Consider the following 18,721-nt stretch of genomic DNA (forward strand, 5'->3'; position numbering starts at 1 on the left):
GTACAAATCGCGCGAGTGTCCCCCTCGCGCGATAACGCTTTTGAAGGAGCAGTCATGGAACACGGCGCTCGCACCCAGAACGAGAAGCTCGAGGTCAAGACCACGACGTGCTACATGTGCGCATGCCGCTGCGGCATCCGCGTGCATCTGCGCGACGGCGAAGTCCGATACATCGACGGCAATCCTAACCATCCGCTCAATCAAGGCGTGATCTGCGCGAAAGGCGCGTCGGGCATCATGAAGCAATACTCGCCCGCGCGTCTCACACAGCCGCTCATGCGCAAGGCCGACGCGCTGCGCGGCGAGGCGCAGTTCGAGCCGGTGTCGTGGGACGTCGCGCTCGACACGCTCGAAAAACGGCTCGCGCATCTGCGCGCCACCGACCCGAAGAAGTTCGCGCTTTTCACGGGCCGCGACCAGATGCAGGCGCTGACCGGCCTCTTCGCAAAAAATTTCGGCACGCCCAACTATGCCGCGCACGGCGGCTTCTGCTCGGCGAACATGGCCGCGGGCATGATCTATACGATCGGCGGTTCGTTCTGGGAATTCGGCGGCCCCGATCTCGACAGCGCGAAGCTCTTCTTCATGATCGGCACGGCGGAAGATCATCACTCGAATCCGCTCAAGATCGCCCTTTCGAAGTTCAAGCGCGCGGGCGGACGCTTCATCGCGATCAATCCGGTCCGCACGGGCTACGCCGCCATCGCCGATGAATGGGTGCCGATTCGCCCCGGCACCGACGGTGCGCTCTTCATGGCGCTGCTCCACGAACTCATCGCCGCCGATGCGTACGATCACGAGTTCGTCACGCGCTACACGAATGCGGCCGAACTGCTAGACATGAACGAATCGAGCGATACGTTCGGGCTTTTCGTCAAGGACGGCGACGCGCCCGAAGGCAATGCGCTCTTTCCGCAGAATCATCTGTGGTGGGACACGAAGACGAATCGCGCGGTCGCGCATCATGCTGACGATGCCGAGCCCGCGCTCGACGGACGCTACACACTCGACGACGGCACGCCCGTCGCGCCCTCGTTCGCTCTGCTGCGCGAGCAAGTGGCGACATGCACGCCCGAATGGGCCGCGGAGATCACGGGCATTCCCGCCGCGACCATCCAGCGCCTCGCCGCCGAAATGATCCAGGTGAGCCGCGATCACAAGATCACGCTGCCGATCGAGTGGACCGACGCATGGGGCAAAAAGCACGCGACGGTCACGGGCAACCCCATCGCCTTTCACGCGATGCGCGGACTCGCCGCGCATTCGAACGGCTTCCAGTCGATCCGCGCGCTCGCGGTGCTGATGTCGCTGCTCGGCACGATCGACCGGCCGGGCGGCTTCCGCCACAAGTCGCCGTTTCCGCGCGCGGTGCCGCCGTCGGCGAAACCGCCGAATCATCCCGATCAGGTGAAGCCGAACACGCCGCTCGCGTCCGGCCCGCTCGGCTGGCCCGCCGCGCCCGAGGATCTCTTCATCCACGACGACGGCACGCCCGTGCGCATCGACAAGGCGTTCTCGTGGGAATATCCGCTCGCGGTGCACGGCGTGATGCACAGCGTCATCACGAACGCATGGCGCGGCGATCCGTACACCATCGACACGTTGATGATCTTCATGGCCAATATGGCCTGGAACTCGTCGATGAACACGATGGAAGTGCGCAAGATGCTCGCCGATAGACACGATAACGGCGAGTACAAGATTCCGTTCATCGTCGTGTGCGATGCATTTCAGTCGGAAATGACCGCATTCGCCGATCTCATCCTGCCCGACACGACGTATCTCGAACGCCACGACGCAATGTCGATGCTCGATCGCCCGATCTCCGAGTTCGATGGCCCCGTCGATTCGGTGCGCGTGCCGGTCGTGCCGCGCACGGGCGAATGCCGGCCGTTTCAGGAAGTGCTCGTCGAGCTCGGCAGTCGCCTGAAGCTGCCTGCGTTCACCACGCCCGACGGCGCGCGCAAGTATCGCGACTATCCGGATTTCATCGTCAATCATCAGACCGCGCCGGGCTCGGGCGTCGGCTTTCTGATCGGCTGGCGCGGCAAGGACGGCAAGGATGCGCTCGTCGGCGAGCCGAATCCGAATCAGTGGGAAGAGTACGCGAAGCACGACTGCGTCTATCACTACACGCTGCCTGAAGAGCTGCAATATATGCGCGGCCAGAACGGTCCGTATCTGCAATTCGCCGTCGACAAGGGCTTTCGCAAGTTCAACGAGCCGATCCTGATTCAGCTCTACTCCGACGTGATGCAGAAGTTTCGCCTTGCAGCACAAGGGCGCACGAAAGGCAGGCAGCCGCCCGATCATCTGCGTGCGCGCATCGGGCAGTATTTCGATCCGCTGCCGTTCTGGTATGCGCCGCTCGAACTCGATGCGACCGATCTCGCGCAGTACCCGCTCGCGGCCGTCACGCAGCGCCCGATGGCGATGTATCACTCGTGGGATTCGCAAAACGCATGGCTGCGGCAGATTCACGGCGAGAACCTGCTGTATATGAATCCGCGCATGGCGAAGGCGAACGGCATCGAGGATGGCGGCTGGATCTACGTTGAATCGCAATGGGGCAAGGTGCGCTGCATGGCGCGTTACAGCGAAGCGGTCGAGCCGGGCACGGTCTGGACGTGGAATGCGATAGGCAAGGCCGCGGGCGCGTGGAGCCTCGGCCCCGATGCCAACGAATCGCAGCGCGGCTTTCTGCTCAATCACCTCATCACGGATGAGCTTCCGGTTTCCGCGCGCGAAGGCATGCGCTTCTCGAACTCCGATCCGATCACCGGACAGGCCGCGTGGTACGACGTGCGCGTGCGCGTCTACCCCGCCGAAGCCGATGCAAACCACACGCTGCCGCAATTCGCACCGATGCCGCCATCGCCCGGCATGACCGGTACGATCCAGCGCGTCGTGCAGACCTACTTCGCGGGGCGCGGCGAGTTTGCGGCGCGGCTGCGCAATGCCGTCAAGCGAAACACGAACGACTGAAGGAGACCGACATGACCCAGATGGCCCTCGTGATCGATTTGAACGTCTGCGTCGGATGCCACGCCTGCGTGACGAGCTGCAAGGAGTGGAACACGTCGGGCGAAGCCGGCAGCCTCGCGGATCTGCGCCCCTACGACGGTGATCCGTCCGGCACGTTCTTCAACCGCGTGCAGACGTATGAAGCGGGCGAGTTTCCGCTCGCCGATACGATCCACTTTCCGAAGTCATGCCTGCACTGCGAAGATCCGCCGTGCGTGCCCGTCTGTCCGACCGGCGCGAGCTACAAGCGCAAGGAAGACGGACTCGTGCTCGTGGATTTCGACAAGTGCATCGGCTGCAAGTACTGCGCGTGGGCGTGTCCCTACGGCGCGCGCGAGCTCGATGAAGAGCGCAAGGAAATGACGAAGTGCACGCTGTGCGCCGATCGCATCTACAACGAAGCGCTGCCCGAGCGTGACCGCAAGCCCGCGTGCGTGCTCGCGTGTCCGACATCGGCGCGGCTCTTCGGCGATATCCACGATCCGGAGTCGGTCGTGTCGAAAGCGATCAAGGAACGCGGCGGTTATCAGTTGATGCCCGAATGGGAGACGCGACCAGCGAATCATTATCTGCCGCGGCGGCCCGTGAATTCGTGCGGCAGCGGCGGTTCGTGCGGCTGCGGTTCGAACGCCGCCGAAGCGCCCGAAGCACACGGCGACCTCAATCTCGCGGCGATGGCCGTGCGCGTCTGAACTTTCATCGGAGCTCGAACATGAAACCCGCGTTTTCCGTCGTGTTTCTCACGACATTGAGCGGCGCCGCGCAAGGCTTGCTGATCGCGCTCGTCGGCGTCGAGGCGCTCGCTAGGCTCGGTCTGATCGTCGCGCCTTCGCAGATGTTCTTCATCGTCGGCGCTGCGTTGTGCGTCGCGCTCGGCGGCCTTGGGCTCGTCGCTTCGTTTTTCCATCTCGGGCATCCGGAGCGTGCGTGGCGCGCCATCGCGATGTGGCGCACGTCGTGGCTTTCGCGCGAATGCCTGTGCCTGCCCGCGTTTCTCGGCTGCGCCGCGCTTTATGGCATCGCGCATTGGCTGGGAGCGCCGTGGGCGCTTCTCATCGGCGTGATCGGCGTGCTTGCGTCGGCGGCGCTCTTCGTCTGCACCGCGATGATCTACGCGTGCCTGCGCTTCCTCCAGGAATGGGCGACGCCACTCACGATGGTCAACTTCGTGCTGCTCGGCTGCGCGTCCGGGTTCACGCTCGCGACGGCATGCGCCGCGTGGCTGGCGCCGTCGCTCGCAGCCGGTCTTGCGGCTTGCGCATGCACGTTGACGCTCGCTGGCTGCATATCGCGTGTGGCTTCGCTACGGCGCAACGCGCGCTTGCGCCCCAAGTCGACCGTGCAGAGCGCGACAGGTATCAAAGGGCCGAACGTCGTGCAGAAATCGCGCGGCTTCACGGCGGGCGCGTTCAATCTGCGCGAGTTCTTTCACGGACGTTCCGCCGAAGCGATCGCGCGCATCAAGTGGGCGTTTCTCGTCGGCGCGTTCGGTGTGCCGTTCGTGCTGATGGTGCTCGGGATCGGCGCGCAGTCGATCGCGCTGTTCTGTCTTGCGTGCGTCACGCAATACCTGGGGCTCATCGCCGAGCGATGGTTCTTCTTCGCGGAAGCGCGGCACCCGCAGAATATTTATTACGCGCGAGCGTCGTGACGTGAAAGACAACGCGTGCCGGGCGGCACGCGTTTTTTTTGTCGTCAGACGGCGAGTTTGAGCGCCTGATCGAAATCGGCGATGATATCGTCGATATCCTCGATGCCCGCGGATAACCGCAGCATGCCGTCGGAAATGCCCATCGACTTGCGGACTTCAGGTCCGGCTTCGAAGAAGATCGTCGGCGCAACGGGAATGATCAGCGTGCGTGTGTCGCCCAGGCCCGTCGCCTTTACCGGCAACTGCAGCGCGTTCACGACTTCGATCATGCGTTCGGCATTGCGCAATTCGAACGACAGCAGCCACGACGCGCCCTTGAACAGCGCCTGCGCAATCTCGTACTGCGGATGACTCTTCAAGCCCGGATAAAACACACGGCCGATAGCCTCGTGCTTCTCAAGAAACTGTGCGAGCGCGAGCGCGTTTTCGCTGCACTTCGCGACGCGCAGCGCGAGCGTTTCCGCGCCCATCGCGATGGAATGCGCCTGCTCCGACGACAGCGACGCGCCCATGTCGCGCAGTCCTTTCTTGCGAATCTGCAGAAGCCCCTGCTCTTTCGAAGCGGAGCGGCGGTAATCATCGGCGATATTCGGATACGCGCTCCAGTCGAAGAGACCAGTGTCCGTCACCGCGCCGCCGAGCGCCGCGCCATGACCCGCGATGGTCTTCGTCAGCGAATTGACGACGAGACTCGCGCCGACCGCCTTCGGCTTGAACAGAGCGGGCGACGTGATCGTGTTGTCGACGACATACGCGAGACCGCGATCACGGCACAGTTCGCCGATACCTTTGAGATCGGGAATCTGCGTGCCCGGATTCGCGATGGTCTCGACGAACACCATGCGCGTGTTCGGCTTGATCGCGTTCGCGACGTTGTCGGCGGAAGTGGCATCGACCATCGTCACTTCGATGCCGAGCGTGCGCAGCGTGCCGAACAGGCTATTCGTGTTGCCGAAGACATAGCGGCTCGACACGAGATGATCGCCCGCGCGCAGCAAGGTCAGGAAAATCGCCGTGATGCCCGCCATGCCCGTGCTGAAGCAGATCGATCCGACGCCCTCTTCGAGGCTCGTGATCTTGCGCTCGAGTGCGGCGGTGGTCGGCGTGCCTTGGCGCGCGTAGTTGAAACCGCCCTTTTTCGTGCCCTGAAACACGCCGATCAGATCTTCGACGCGCTCGAATCCGTATTGCACCGACGTATGTATGGCCTGGCGCACGCCGCCGTGCTCCACGCCCGTGATCCGGTCGCCATGAACGATGCCTGTGGTAAAGCCTTGCTTGTCCATCCCATCTCCGCTACGAGTCGAAACGCAAAACACCGATTTTGCCCGATTCGCGCCATCATGCGTCGATACCATGCGGGAATGCGTGTTGCTCGCCCTGCTCTTCGTCCGCGCCATTTCGCAGGGTTTCGCTGTATCAGTGAAAAGCGCACTCTTTCGAGGACCCCTTTCTCATGGCTTACGAACTCCATTACTGGGACGGATTACAGGGCCGCGGCGAATTCGTGCGGCTCGCGCTGGAAGATGCCGGCGCGCAATATATCGACGTCGCGCGCGAACCGAAGAAAAGCGGCTACGGCACGGACGCGATGATGAAAGTGCTGAACAGCAAGACCGAGCCGCACATTCCCTTCGCGCCGCCGTTCCTGAAGGATGGCGAGCTGATCGTGCCGCATGTCGCGAACATCCTGCTGTATCTCGGGCCGAAGCTCGAACTCGCGCCAAAGGACGAAGGCCTGCGCTACGTCGCGCATGGATTGCAGTTGACCATCGCGGATTTCGTCGCCGAAGTGCATGACACGCATCATCCGCTCGCGACCGATCTCTACTACGAAGATCAGAAGGATGCGGCGAAGATCCGCACGCAGAATTTCCTCGACAAGCGCGTGCCCAAATTCATGCATTACTTCGAACGCGTGCTGAAGCAGAATCCGCATGGCCCGGCGCAGATGGTGGGCGATGCAACGACCTACGTCGATCTTTCGATCTTTCAGATCGTCGAAGGCCTGTCGTACGCTTTTCCACGCGCGACGAAGAAATTCGGCAAGCAATATCCGCATGTAAGCGCGCTGCACGATGCGGTGCTGCAAAGGCCGAACATCGCGGCTTATATCGATTCGGAACGGCGTATCCCGTTCAACGAATCGGGCATTTTCAGGCACTATCCCGAACTCGATCAGGACGCCTGAGGTGTCCACGAAAACAGGAGCCAGCATGGTAGAAGCGATTCCTTCCTTCGGTCTCGGCACGTTCCGCGTCGATGCCGCGAAGACCACGAACGCCGTAAAGAGCGCATTGCAGGGCGGCTATCGGCATATCGACACCGCGCAGTTCTACAACAACGAAGCCGCCGTCGGCCAGGGCGTGCGCGACTCGGGCGTGCCGCGCGACGAGGTCTGGGTCACGACGAAAGTCTGGTGGGATCGGCTCTCGCGCGATGCGCTCATCGCGAGCCTGAAGGACAGCCACGCGAAGCTCGATATCGGTACGATCGATCTCGCGCTCGTGCACTGGCCGTCGCCCGATCGCGCGGTGCCGATCGCCGAAACGCTCGTAGCCATGCAGGAAGCGCAGAAGCTCGGCCTGATCCGTCATTACGGCGTGTCGAATTTCACTGCGCCGCTGCTCGAAGAAGCGCTGAAAGCGCCGGGCGGCAAGGAGATCGTCACGAATCAGATCGAAGTGAGCCCGTTTCTTGCGAACCGCAAGCTCGTCGATGCGACGCAGCGTCTCGGCGTCAGGGTGACCGCGTACATGCCGCTCGGCGAAGGCCGCGCGCACACGGACCCGACGTTGAAGGCGATTGCCGACAAGCACGGCGCGACGCCCGCGCAGGTGACGTTCGCGTGGCTGCTGTCGCGCGATATCGTGGTGCTGTCGGCATCGACGAATCCGCAGCATCAGCAAAGCAACCGCGACGCGCAAAAGCTCAAGCTCGACGCCGACGACATCGCGAGAATCGACGCGCTCGACGAAGGCAAGCGCAACGCGAATCCGCCGTTCGCGCCGAAGTGGTGACGCACGACGCGTCCTGCAACGCAACGCACGCAGCCCGGCCGCTCGCGCCGGGTTTTTTTCGTCTGCACAGCCGCCGCGCAATGCTATCCTTGGCCACCCCCTTATTCCATTTGCTTCTAAGCTTTCCACGATTTCGCAAAAGTGCTCTCTTTCCTGCTCAAGCTCCGTACACGCGCCCAACGGCTTTTCCGTCTCTCCGACTCGCATACGATGCTCGTCTGGGCGGTCGTCGTCGGCGTGGCCGGGGCCTTCGCGACGTCCGTCTTTCGCGAAGGCATCGAGATACTGCAACGACTCTTGGGCAACCACTCGGAAGGCCTCGTTGCGCTCGCGCACAGCCTGCCCTGGCCCGCGCGCATCGCGCTGCCCGCGGTGGGCGGGCTCATCGCGGGCTGCTGCCTGCTGATCGCGCGCAAACGCGCCAGCAAGAACGCGAGCACGGACTATATGGAAGCCGTCACCATCGGCGATGGCGTCGTGCCCGTCTGGCAAAGCTTCTGGCGCAGTTTATCCTCGCTCATCACGATTTCGAGCGGAGGCTCCATCGGCCGCGAAGGCTCGATGGTGCAGCTCGCCGCGCTCGCTTCGTCGCTCATCGGACGCTGGGTGCATTTCGATCCGCCGCGCCTGCGGCTGCTCGTCGCGTGCGGCGCGGCGGCCGGGATCACGTCGGCGTACAACGCGCCGATCGCGGGCGCGTTCTTCGTCACGGAACTCGTGCTCGGTTCGATGGCGATGGAAAGCTTCGGGCCGATCGTGGTCTCGTCGGTCGTTGCCAATATCACGATGCGCGAGTTCGCCGGCTACAAGCCGCCGTACGAGATGCCTGTGTTTCCGGCCGTCACGGGCATCGAAGTGCTGCTCTTCGTCGTGCTCGGCCTCTTGTGCGGCGTGCTCGCGCCGCAGTTTCTGCGGCTCCTGGCGGCGTCGAAGAAACGCTTCTCGACGCTGCCCCTGCCCTTGCCGGTGCGCCTCGCGCTCGGCGGCCTGATCGTCGGCGTGATTTCGGTCTGGTGGCCCGAAGTCTGGGGCAACGGCTACGAAGTCGTGAACTCGCTGCTGCACGAGCCGTGGGCGTGGACCACGCTGCTCGTCGTGCTCGTCTTCAAGATCATCGCGACAGCGGCAACCGCGGGCTCGGGCGCCGTCGGCGGTATCTTCACGCCGACGCTCTTCGTCGGCGCGGTGCTCGGCTGCCTCTTCGGCATCGCCGTGCATGCGATCTTCCCGCAATACACGTCGGCGCCCTTCGCCTACGCGATGGTCGGCATGGGCGCGTTTCTCGCCGCCGCCACGCACGCGCCGCTCATGGCGATCCTGATGATCTTCGAGATGACGCTCTCATATCAGGTCATGCTGCCGCTGATGCTTTCGTGCGTGATCGCGTATTTCATCGCGCGCACGTCTGAACAAACGTCGATGTACGAAGTCACGCTGCGCCGCAATCGTGAGGAGAAAGAGCGCATGCGGCTTGCCGCGACGCAGATGCGCGAGCTCGTCAAACCGGCCGATACCGTCGTGCCGCTCACGGCGGACATCAAGGACATGACGCGCGTGTTCCTCGAGTATCCGGTGAAGTATCTCTATGTCGTCGATGAAGCCGAGCGCTTCCGCGGCGTCGTCGCGCTGAAGGACATCACTTCCGATCTCCTCGATGAGCACGACACGAAAACGAAGACGGCGGAGGATTATCTCCAGCCGCAATTCGACGTGCTCACACCCGACATGTCGCTCGGCGAAGCGCTGCAGCACTTCCTCGCGTTTCAGGGCGAGCGGCTGCCGGTGATCGAGAAAAAGACGCAGCCGCTGCTGCTCGGCGTCGTGTACAAAACCTCCCTTCTGGACGCATACTTCCGTTTGAATCCGACATCGCGCTGAAACTGCGCGGCCGTGCAATTTCGCGGCGCGCGCGCTGCTTGCGCCCGCCTTTCATCGCGTGTTCGGCTGACTTCACAATTCACTCGAAGTACGTTCGCGCGACGCCCACTCGTCGCGCCCGTGCGTGCATCGTCCTAACGGACCGTGCGCACGGCGGGCAGCGCAGAGGTTCATCGGCATAGGCTTTGCTTGATGACCTTCGCTGCTTACGTGAGGAGGGGTTGCCCGATGAAGACCTCAACGTTGTTGTCGATGGCTCTGGTTTCGGTATCGTGCTATGCCGCACCGCTGCATACCGGTTCGACCGATGAATCCACCGCCGGCGCCGCCGCGATTCGCGCTGCGCTGCGCGTGAACGCCGCGCCCGTTGCGCCGCCCGCGCCGGAAGTATCGGCGCAGGATCTCGATCACGCGCGCTGGCGTCATGTGCCGCTGCCGAAGTCGCGCGCGCCGAGTCACGGTATGGTGAGCCAGCCGATCCAGGTCAGGACCTGACGACCTCCTCTTTCGCACTTTGACACGGGACCTCCGAATGACCGACACGCACGCAAAACACGCCTTGAACGACGAGCCGATCGACGACGAGATCGCGCAGGTCCTACGCACCGTGAAGTACCCCGCCAACAAGGATGCGATCGTCGACGCGGCGCGCGCGGCAGGCGTGTCCAACGACGTCATCACGCTCTTCGACGGCTTGCCCGAGCAGGACTACACCGACCCGGATTCGGTCGAGCAACTGCTGGGCAGTAACGGCGGATCGGGGATATCGATCTAGCGGTCGGCGCGCAGCATCGGTCACGTCAGACAAAACCTTACTCATCAAAGACTTAACGCGACTGCCCGACGCTTTTCAACATTGCTGTCCACAGAAATTGTGGATAACTCGAGGGTCGAAGCGATCCGTCACAGAAGAGGGGAAAAGTGGCGCGAACCGCATCGCGCGGGGATTTCGGCGCGGAATCAAGAAATTAGATGAGTCACCAAGCGGTTTTCCACAGCCCTTTCCCCGTTCGCTGGGGATAAGTTATGCAAGGTTGGGCGCGGGTTGATCGCGCTCGTACGGCGTGATCGACTGAACGATGACTTCCTCGCAAGTCACCACAAGGTCGAGGCCGATGTTGGGGTTCAGGTCAAACTTGACCAGCCCGTTTTCTTCCTTCGACAACGTGATGTCCCTGATCCACGCTTCCTCAATCATCGCGCTTGCATCGATCTCGCCGGCACGGACCGATCTGAGTTGAACCGCTACGGCATAGTCCGGCTGTCCTGCTTCCGGTCGAGGCCCGGCACAGTTGTGAAGAATCTCCAAATCGATATCTACAAGCTCCCTTATCGTGCCCGGAAACAGCGGCTCGCCATTTTCATTAACGGTGGAACGGCGTGCGCGACGTATGGTAAGGGCTCTTACGATTGCATCGTGGAACGATGGATAGTCGCCGAGCACCTTGAGTAGCAAGCCACCGTATTTTGCATGTTCCCAACCGAATGTATTCAAACAAAGTCCGTTCGCCTGAATGCTCACTGGGCGGGTTGTGTTGCAATCGTCACGCTGTCGAATTCAACGGCAATCTCTGCTCCCACGGTCGAGTATAGATACGCGACATATCGCCCACTGTGCTTGCCGTGTGCTGATTCGCTAAGCAGACTCTGCGCTAAAGCAAAGCCATCAGTGTTCGGTTCGACAATTTCCAGACAGTTCACGATGTTCAAGGCACCGCCACCTTTGAATCCTGCCCGGCTCATACCATCGAAGGTGACGCTCACACACTTTTGATCATCAAACAACCCGAGAACAAGCGTGTCAGGACGCCTTGGATTGGTACTGCCACGAACGATGATAGTTTCCAGGAACCAATCATGGAAATTCCCATATAGTTCCGAAATCTCGGCCATATGAACCTCAACGAAAAATAGATACGGGCCAGCCGTGATCGCGCACACCATCGTCCCAATTGTGCGCGTGCGGATTCGGCTGGCCGTGATGGTCATCAAAATCGATGTCTACCACCGGGGCCCGGTCGGATCCGTACATGCGCCATTGTTTTTTCTGCCTGGGTCCAGACTCGACCCACCCCGGACCGCCATTGAAGGGTATCCCCGCAAGATCAAAGCTGTCGCCGTCCGGTAGTCCCGATTCGAATGCAAACGGCTCCGCATCCGACAGCGCCGTATCACCGTCCGTGAAACTCTTGAGCAACGGGTTGTCGTCGCTGGCACTGTCAAGCATCCCTCCAGCGACCGCACCGGCCACTTCGATCGCCAAGCCGAGCCAGTTAGATCCAGCCGAGCGGAGATCACCAATGGTGGCGCCGAAGGCATCGGAAGCGGAGGCCGCACGCTCCAGCCCCATCGCCTTCGACGACAGGTCGAACGCGCCGCCGTCGGCCAAGGCGTTTCCGAGTTCGCCATTGGCCTGCTTCGCCGAATAGAACTCCGTCAATGACGGTGGCTTGCTCGATGCGACAGAACCGCCACCGGAGGTGGGCCAATACTGCGGCGCATAGTGACGAAAAACGCTTCGATTGCCAGACCAGTCGCGATTGACCGCCGGAATGAGCCGATTGTCACGCACGGACTGTTTCAGAATGCGCGTGATCCCTGCACCGTCGACCGGCATGTCAAACGTTGAAACGCGCAGATGCTCCTGAATGTAACTCACACATTGTGTGAAGTCGTGAGACATATAGGCTTCACGCCGATCGATTCGAATATCGAGCATCTGGAGGAAGTCGTTGCGATCACGCGTGATACGTCTTCCATTTCCTCCTCAACGTCGTCGTCGTCATCATCCTCCCACCATCGGTGATCAGACCAACTACTTCGACTATGTTTTTGACGTAGCCTATCGCTGGATGACCATGACCGGTTCCATGTCTGAAGCGGGCTTCTAACTTCACTTGCCGGCATCAAACAACAATGCCAATTGCTGCTGCCCAGCGGCACATACAGTGCGTTGTACGAGAAGCCCCATGCAGGAAACCCCCACTTCGGAAACAAAGTGACACCTCTTGTCAGACGGAGAACTAAATATCCTAGAGGATTCCGAATTATATTCGGTGTGAAAGACGACAAAATTTGATGCGATTCAATCTGACGATCTCCCGCGCCATCGCCATCAAAAAAAAGTGACGCGAACCGCGCCGCACGCGGATTTCGCCACGAAATCAAGAAACTAGATCAGTCGCCAAGCGGTTTTCCACAGCCCTTTCCCCGTTCGCTGGGGATAACTCATGCAAGCCGGGACGCGTGCCGACGCGCAATGAAGCGCGCATGACTTCTCCTTGCGCGTCAATCACTTGGCAGACTTCCAGGCGCGTTTTCAACAGGGTGCTCCCCAGTTCATGGGGATAACTGTGCGAAAGGCCGAGCGGCGGTTCAGCTTCCCCGATACTGCGCCGCACTGGCCGGCGCAGGCGCCGCCGGCTTCTTCGCCCCTTTGTCGGCGGCCCCGCCCGCCGCCGCATCCGACGACATATAGGCCGGCGCGGCCTTCGCCTTCTGCTTCTGGCCGGCCGGCGGCGCGGTCGGCGGACGGCTCATGTCGGCGAGCATCTGCTGGCAAGGCAGCGGCTTGTTGTTGCTCGGCGCGATGAGCGGAATCAGCGCCGCGAACGGGTTGACGAAACCGAGCCCCACCGCCGCCGCGCCGCGCAGCGCCAGCACCGGGCTCACGCCGACGTGCGGGTCCTTGAACGTGCCCTTCACATACAGCGGCGAGCGCAGCGAGAAGATGCGCAAGCCCTTCGTATGCGGATGGACGCCCAGATCCATGTCCTCCGTCTTCAGATTGATCGTGCCATCGACGTTGATGACGGCATCGTCGGTATCGAGCGCGAAGACGCGTGAATCGAGCACGCCATCGGTCACGACGAAATCCGCCGCCGCGCAGTTGATGTTCACGTCGCGCTTGCCGAACAGCTTCTCGTACACGACGTTCGCCACGTTCAGCCCCGCCGCCTCCATGTACAGGCGGCTCACGGTGCCCTCGGTGATGAGTGCCTTCACCTCGCCGTTGGAGGTCGCCGCGAGCGCCGCGGGCGAATTGCCGGTCGCGGACAGCGCGGCGTCGCCGTTGATTTCGCCGAGCGCGGATTGCATCGTCTTCACGGTCGGGAAAAGCTGCTTGAGCTTCAGATGCCGCGCCTGCGCCGATACGCGGCCCTTGAGCGGCGCGGCGCTGCCGTCGAGATGAATGTTCGACGCCATCGTGCCGCCCGCCACGCCGAACTTGAGCGGCTCGAACGACAGCACGCCGTCTTTCATGATGACGTGCGTGTACAGATCGGTGATCGGCAGATCCGGGTCCTTGACGATGCGCTGCCCGGTGAACTTCACGTCCGCGTCGATGGCCTTCCAGCGGTCGGTCTTGAACTCCTCGGTCGGCAGCGCCTTCGACGACGGCTGCTTCTCCTTCTCACCGCGCTTCGCCTTGCTCGCGTTCGAATCGGCTCCGATGACAGGCGCGAGATCCTTGAACTGCAGCAGATGCGACACGAGCTCGCCCTGCAGCAGCGGACGCGGCTTCCTGCCCGCATAGACCAGCGAGCCGTTGATGTCGCTGCCGCCCACGCGACCGGTGAAGTTCTCGTAATGGAACACGTTGCCGTCCTCGCGGAACTGGCCGGTCAGGCGCCCTTCGGTCGCGAACGGCGGCGTCTCGGGCAGCGTCACGCCGGTGAACGGATAGAGATGCGCCATGCTCACGGCCTGAACCCACAGGCGCAGATCGAGCGCGGCGAGATGCGCGGGATCGGTCACGGTGCCGACGAACGCGATATGCGTGTCGCCGAGGCGCACATCGGCCTGCACGGGGAACGGGCGCTGCGCGTCGCGCACGGCGAGCACGCCGCCGAGCTTGCCGTCGCCGGACACCTTGCCGCCGTTGTACGTGCCTTTCACGGTCCAGCCGAACGCGTAAGGCGGAACGGGCGGCTTCGGCCCTTCCTTCGTGGTGATGCTCGTATTCGCCGACGTGCTCGCCGGATTCGGCGACGACGCATTCGCCGCAGCCGCAGCCGATGCAGCGGACGCCGCCGACGCTTCCGATGCCGCGGCTGCATCGGCCTGCTTGTTGAGCTTCGCCGCGCCGCTTTTGCCGACCATCTCCGCCGACGATTTCGCCGACGCTTCCTGCTGCTGCTTCATCGCTTCGCCGATCGGCACGGGCTGGCCGAGCGTATCGATGACGACCTGCATTTCGGCCTTGGTCAATTCATCGTGGACACCGACGGTGCCTTTCGCGAGCGAAATATCGCCGAGCTTCAGGTTCCAGGTGGACGGTTCCGTCGATTGCTTGAACTTGAAGGTCCAGTTGTTGCGATTGTCCTTGAGCCGCTCGATATCGATCGACGGGTTCACGAGGTTGATCGTCGGAATCACGATGTCGTGCGCGAGCAGCGGCAGCACCTGCACCTGGAAGTCGATTTCGTCGAGCGTGGCGAAATTCTTCTGCCGCGCCCAGTCCGGATTCGCGATGGTGATTTTTTCAGCGGAGAAGCGCGGCCACGGCACCCAGCGCTTCCAGCCCGTTTCATTGGGCGGACGCTGCCAGCCGACTTTCAGGTCACCCGTGATTTCGAAGCGGCGGCCGATCGCTTCCGATACTTTGTCGTCGACCCAGGGCCGCAGCCGGTTCCAGTCGAAAGTCAGAAAGATCACGACCAGTATTGCAATCAGAACCGCCAGAACGGCAAAAAACCATACGACGATCCTTCCGATTTTTCCGGGCGTTCGGGCCTGCGCCATGATGCTCCATCCATTTTTTCTGATTATGTGTTCGCCAGCACATGGTGTGCCCGTATGAAACCGCGCAGCGACGCGGCCGATGCGACGTAAGATGTGCGCTCGAAGAACAATACCCCACTTAAAACGATGCTCAACGCGACATCGCTGGTATCCGCGCACGGCGTCACGCGCCGCGACGCGGTGCGCGGCACGATGCTTTTGCATCCAACGGATTTCACACTTTACGCCGGCGAGCGCGCGGCGATCACCGGGCCTTCGGGTTCGGGCAAGAGCGTCTTCTTGCGCACGCTCGCCCTGCTCGATGCCTGCGACGCGGGCCATGTCGCGTGGCGCGGCGAGCGCATCGCGCGCTCGGAGATTCCCGCGTATCGGCGCCGCGTCGCGTATATCGCGCAGCGGCCCGCGATGCTCGACGGCGCCGTCGAAGACAATCTGCGCTATCCGTTCACGCTGAAAACCTATCGCGATGCACATTTCGATCGCGATATCGCAATGAAGCTGGCACTTGCGGCCGGACGCGGAGCGGACTTTCTCGACAAGCTCGCGAGCGATTTGTCGGGCGGCGAGGCGCAGATCGCCGCGCTCGTGCGCGTCCTGCAACTCGCGCCGGACGTGCTGTTGCTCGACGAGCCGACCGCATCGCTCGATCCAGCTTCGGCGCGCTCGATTGAAGCGCTCGTCTCCGCCTGGTTCGACGCCGGAGCGGGCCGCGCCTGCATCTGGGTCTCGCACAATCCGGAACAGGCGCGCCGCGTCGCCACGCGTCATCTGACGATGAACGCCGGCGTGCTCGGAGACGACCCGCGATGAATGGCTATCAGAATCTCTCGCTCATCGATATCGGCCTGGCGGCGGCGCTGATCGTTGTGAACGGCGCGCTGTCGGTTGCGCTGAACCTCGGGCTCGAGCGCAAGTTGTTCGTCGCGGCGGTGCGCACCATCGTGCAACTGCTGCTGATCGGTTACGTGCTCGGCTGGGTGTTCGCGTTCAACCGCTGGTATGTCGTGCTGCCGCTGATGGCGCTGATGACGGTCATCGCCGGCCTCGCCGCCTCCGACCGCGGGCGGCGCACCTATGCCGGACAGCGCGCGGACAGCATTCTCTCGATCTGGGGCAGTTCGTGGATCATCGGCGCGTTCGGGCTGTTCGTCGTGATCCGCATACATCCGTGGTACGAGCCGCAATATGCGATACCGATTCTCGGCATGATCCTCGGCAATTGCCTGACGGGCGTGTCGCTCGGCATCGAGCGCATGACGGAGGAACTGACCGCCGGGCGCGCGACGGTGGAGATGTCGCTCGCGCTCGGCGCCTCGCGCTGGGAAGCGGCGCAGAGACCCGCGCGCCAGGCCGTGCGCGCGGGCATGATTCCCACTCTGAACGCGATGGCGGTGGTCGGTCTCGTCAGCCTGCCCGGCATGATGACCGGTCAGGTGCTCGCCGGGCAGTCGCCGTTGCAGGCCGTGCGTTATCAGATCGTCATCATGTTTCTGATCGCGGCGGGGTCGGGGCTTGGCGTGGTCGGGGCCGTCCTGCTGACTTACCGGCGATTGTTCTCGCCGGATCATCGATTCATGGCGTCGAAGCTCGTCGAACGGAAAGCCCGCAAACGCGCCGCTTGAGCGCGCTTACTCGCCGTTGTACGCCCGCTCGAGCGTCGGCAGATCGAGCTTGATCATCTCGCGCATCGCCTTCATGGTGCGATCGGCTTTCACCGGGTCCGGGTCCTGCAGCATGCCGAGCAAACGCGTCGGCGCGATCTGCCACGTCACGCCGAAGCGGTCGGTGAGCCAGCCGCACGCCATCGACTGGCCGCCGTCCAGCAGCTTGTCCCAGTAATGGTCGATTTCCTCTTGCGTCTCGCATTTGATGAACATCGAAAGCGCAGGCGAGAACTTGAATTCCGGATTGCCGTTGAGCGCCAGGAACGCCTCGCCTTCGAGCTCGAACATCACGGCGATGACGCTGCCGACCGGGCTCGGCCCCGACTCGGTGCTGCGCATGATGTCCTTGATGCGCGCGTTCCTGAAAGTATCGACATAAAAGTTCGCCGCCTCTTCGGCGTTGCCGCCTTCGAACCATAGACAGGGCGAAATCTTGTGCATGTGCGTGTCTCCGTTCGTGGATTCGTGCGTCACTGGCCGCACGGCTGCTGTGCCATTGCCTGCTTCATTTCTTCCGGCGTGACGTCGCGCGTGTGCGTCGCGACCGACCATTGATGGCCGAACGGATCTTCGAGACGTCCGTAGCGGTCGCCCCAGAACATATCGGCGACGGGCATCGTCACTTTCGCGCCGGCGCCTTCGGCCTGCTTCACGGTGGCATCGACATCTTTGACATACAGGTGGATCGTGACCGGCGAGCCCTTCAGCGCCTTCGGTCCGACCGAGCCGAACTGCGGAAATTCATCGACGAGCATCAGCGTCGAATCGCCGATCTTCACGATCGCGTGCATCAGCTTGCCGTCCGGTCCGGGCATGCGGCCCAGTTCGATGGCGTCGAACGCGCGCTTGTAGAACTCGATGGCTTCGGCCGCGCCCGCGCAGACGAGATGCGGGGTCAGCGAGTGCATGCCTTGGGGAATGGGATCGACGGCGGAATTGGACATATCGGCTCCGTTTGGTGAGTGAAGCGCGCCGGGTTCGGCGCGGCTCTCTACCCTACAACGAACGGGCATGGCGACGATCGACATAGCGCGTGTCGAATGTCAAATTTTTTGGGTTTTTTACTTGTGATCGTGGAATCCTGATTTCGTGCCGGTCTATTTGCGTTGCCCCTGTGCGGGGCGGCACCTACTTTCTTTGCTGCTGCAAAGAAAGTAGGCAAAGAAACAGCTATCCCCAGCCTAAGCACTTCATACCGGCCGCGGCACAGAACGTGCCTCGTGGTCCGCCAGTAGCAAGTGCCCCCACAAAACTCACGGGGCTTGGATCGCACACGGTCTGCCGCCCGATGACGTGAAGCACGCTGGTTCAGCCCTTGCAAGTTCCGGCACAGCGCTACGCGCTGCCGAAGGGCATGCAAGGGAAAACAACGGAAGACGAACGCGCTCGCAAACCCGATTGACTCGTCGGCCGCGAAGCGGGCTGGAACTTGATATGGCTGCACCAGTTCGTTAAACGGCGGTACGCCACAGTGGGTCCGCGATCCAAGCTGCGCGAGTTTTGTGAGGGCACTCGCTATTGCCGGACCACGAGACATCTTCTGTGCCGCGGCCGGTATGAAGTGCTCAGGCTGGGGATAGCTGTTTCTTTGCCTACTTTCTTTGCAGCAGTGTATAGACCGGGGACATAGTTGACAGATTTGGCGGGGACATGGTTGACACTTTTGGGCATCGAAATGCCTGGACTGACCATGCCTTGGAACCCGCAAAACACCATGCAACTTCGCCTCGAATTCGTCA

Annotated in this window: 17 protein-coding genes; 10 read left to right on the top strand and 7 right to left on the bottom strand. The window is 62.2% G+C overall.

Going from position 1 to position 18,721, the window contains the following annotated elements:
• The first annotated feature begins 54 nt into the window (after positions 1–54).
• From AWB74_RS37355 to AWB74_RS37365, 3 genes are read left to right on the top strand one after another with little or no spacing between them, the layout of a single operon-like run.
• Positions 55–2,985, top strand: a complete 2,931-nt coding sequence (locus tag AWB74_RS37355; protein WP_061151625.1) for a molybdopterin oxidoreductase family protein — start codon at positions 55–57, stop codon at positions 2,983–2,985.
• 11 nt (positions 2,986–2,996) lie between these two features.
• Positions 2,997–3,716, top strand: coding sequence for a 4Fe-4S dicluster domain-containing protein (locus AWB74_RS37360; RefSeq protein WP_061151626.1), 720 nt, complete (start codon positions 2,997–2,999; stop codon positions 3,714–3,716).
• A gap of 20 nt (positions 3,717–3,736) precedes the next feature.
• Positions 3,737–4,675 carry a dimethyl sulfoxide reductase anchor subunit family protein gene (locus AWB74_RS37365; RefSeq protein WP_061151627.1) on the top strand — a complete coding sequence of 313 codons (939 nt, stop codon included), beginning with the start codon at positions 3,737–3,739 and terminating at the stop codon, positions 4,673–4,675.
• Between the two features lie 44 nt (positions 4,676–4,719).
• On the opposite strand, the gene AWB74_RS37370 is transcribed toward AWB74_RS37365, so the two are convergent.
• Entirely contained in the window at positions 4,720–5,961 is a 1,242-nt protein-coding gene (locus AWB74_RS37370; RefSeq protein WP_061151628.1) for a cystathionine gamma-synthase family protein, read from the bottom strand.
• A gap of 170 nt (positions 5,962–6,131) precedes the next feature.
• Between AWB74_RS37370 and AWB74_RS37375 the strand changes: the two genes are divergently transcribed.
• From AWB74_RS37375 to AWB74_RS37395, 5 genes are all read left to right on the top strand, one after another.
• Positions 6,132–6,866, top strand: coding sequence for a glutathione S-transferase (locus AWB74_RS37375; protein ID WP_061151629.1), 735 nt, complete (start codon positions 6,132–6,134; stop codon positions 6,864–6,866).
• A gap of 25 nt (positions 6,867–6,891) precedes the next feature.
• Positions 6,892–7,695, top strand: coding sequence for an aldo/keto reductase (locus AWB74_RS37380; protein ID WP_061151630.1), 804 nt, complete (start codon positions 6,892–6,894; stop codon positions 7,693–7,695).
• 141 nt (positions 7,696–7,836) lie between these two features.
• Positions 7,837–9,573 carry a ClcB-like voltage-gated chloride channel protein gene (locus tag AWB74_RS37385; protein ID WP_061151631.1) on the top strand — a complete coding sequence of 579 codons (1,737 nt, stop codon included), beginning with the start codon at positions 7,837–7,839 and terminating at the stop codon, positions 9,571–9,573.
• Between the two features lie 228 nt (positions 9,574–9,801).
• On the top strand, positions 9,802–10,068 hold the full coding sequence (locus AWB74_RS37390; protein WP_061151632.1) for a hypothetical protein: 267 nt from the start codon (positions 9,802–9,804) through the stop codon (positions 10,066–10,068).
• A 37-nt stretch (positions 10,069–10,105) separates the two neighbouring features.
• Entirely contained in the window at positions 10,106–10,348 is a 243-nt protein-coding gene (locus tag AWB74_RS37395) for a DUF2795 domain-containing protein (protein WP_061151633.1), read from the top strand.
• A 249-nt stretch (positions 10,349–10,597) separates the two neighbouring features.
• Here AWB74_RS37395 and AWB74_RS37400 read toward each other — a convergent pair whose 3' ends face one another.
• From AWB74_RS37400 to AWB74_RS37415, 4 genes are all read right to left on the bottom strand, one after another.
• The gene (locus tag AWB74_RS37400) at positions 10,598–11,068 is read right to left on the bottom strand and encodes a hypothetical protein (protein WP_087039405.1); all 471 of its coding nucleotides are present in this window, start codon (positions 11,066–11,068) and stop codon (positions 10,598–10,600) included.
• Positions 11,069–11,091: 23 nt separating this feature from the next.
• Positions 11,092–11,466, bottom strand: a complete 375-nt coding sequence (locus tag AWB74_RS37405; RefSeq protein ID WP_061151635.1) for a hypothetical protein — start codon at positions 11,464–11,466, stop codon at positions 11,092–11,094.
• 7 nt (positions 11,467–11,473) lie between these two features.
• Positions 11,474–12,292, bottom strand: a complete 819-nt coding sequence (locus tag AWB74_RS37410) for a hypothetical protein (protein WP_061151636.1) — start codon at positions 12,290–12,292, stop codon at positions 11,474–11,476.
• A 656-nt stretch (positions 12,293–12,948) separates the two neighbouring features.
• A complete protein-coding gene (locus tag AWB74_RS37415; protein WP_061151637.1) occupies positions 12,949–15,318 on the bottom strand; it encodes an AsmA family protein in 2,370 nt (789 codons plus the stop codon).
• A gap of 126 nt (positions 15,319–15,444) precedes the next feature.
• Between AWB74_RS37415 and AWB74_RS37420 the strand changes: the two genes are divergently transcribed.
• Positions 15,445–16,128 carry an ABC transporter ATP-binding protein gene (locus AWB74_RS37420; protein ID WP_061151638.1) on the top strand — a complete coding sequence of 228 codons (684 nt, stop codon included), beginning with the start codon at positions 15,445–15,447 and terminating at the stop codon, positions 16,126–16,128.
• Entirely contained in the window at positions 16,125–16,940 is an 816-nt protein-coding gene (locus tag AWB74_RS37425; RefSeq protein ID WP_061151639.1) for an ABC transporter permease, read from the top strand. The genes AWB74_RS37420 and AWB74_RS37425 overlap by 4 nt, the downstream gene beginning before the upstream one ends.
• Before the next feature lie 6 nt (positions 16,941–16,946).
• On the opposite strand, the gene AWB74_RS37430 is transcribed toward AWB74_RS37425, so the two are convergent.
• Together AWB74_RS37430 and AWB74_RS37435 are read right to left on the bottom strand one after the other, a co-directional pair.
• Positions 16,947–17,423 (bottom strand): VOC family protein, encoded by a 477-nt coding sequence (locus AWB74_RS37430; RefSeq protein ID WP_061151640.1) that lies wholly within the window; start codon positions 17,421–17,423, stop codon positions 16,947–16,949.
• A gap of 29 nt (positions 17,424–17,452) precedes the next feature.
• Positions 17,453–17,926 carry a VOC family protein gene (locus AWB74_RS37435; RefSeq protein ID WP_061151641.1) on the bottom strand — a complete coding sequence of 158 codons (474 nt, stop codon included), beginning with the start codon at positions 17,924–17,926 and terminating at the stop codon, positions 17,453–17,455.
• Positions 17,927–18,721: the final 795 nt, after the last annotated feature.

Source organism: Caballeronia arvi, from assembly GCF_001544695.2.
Lineage (GTDB): Bacteria > Pseudomonadota > Gammaproteobacteria > Burkholderiales > Burkholderiaceae > Caballeronia > Caballeronia arvi.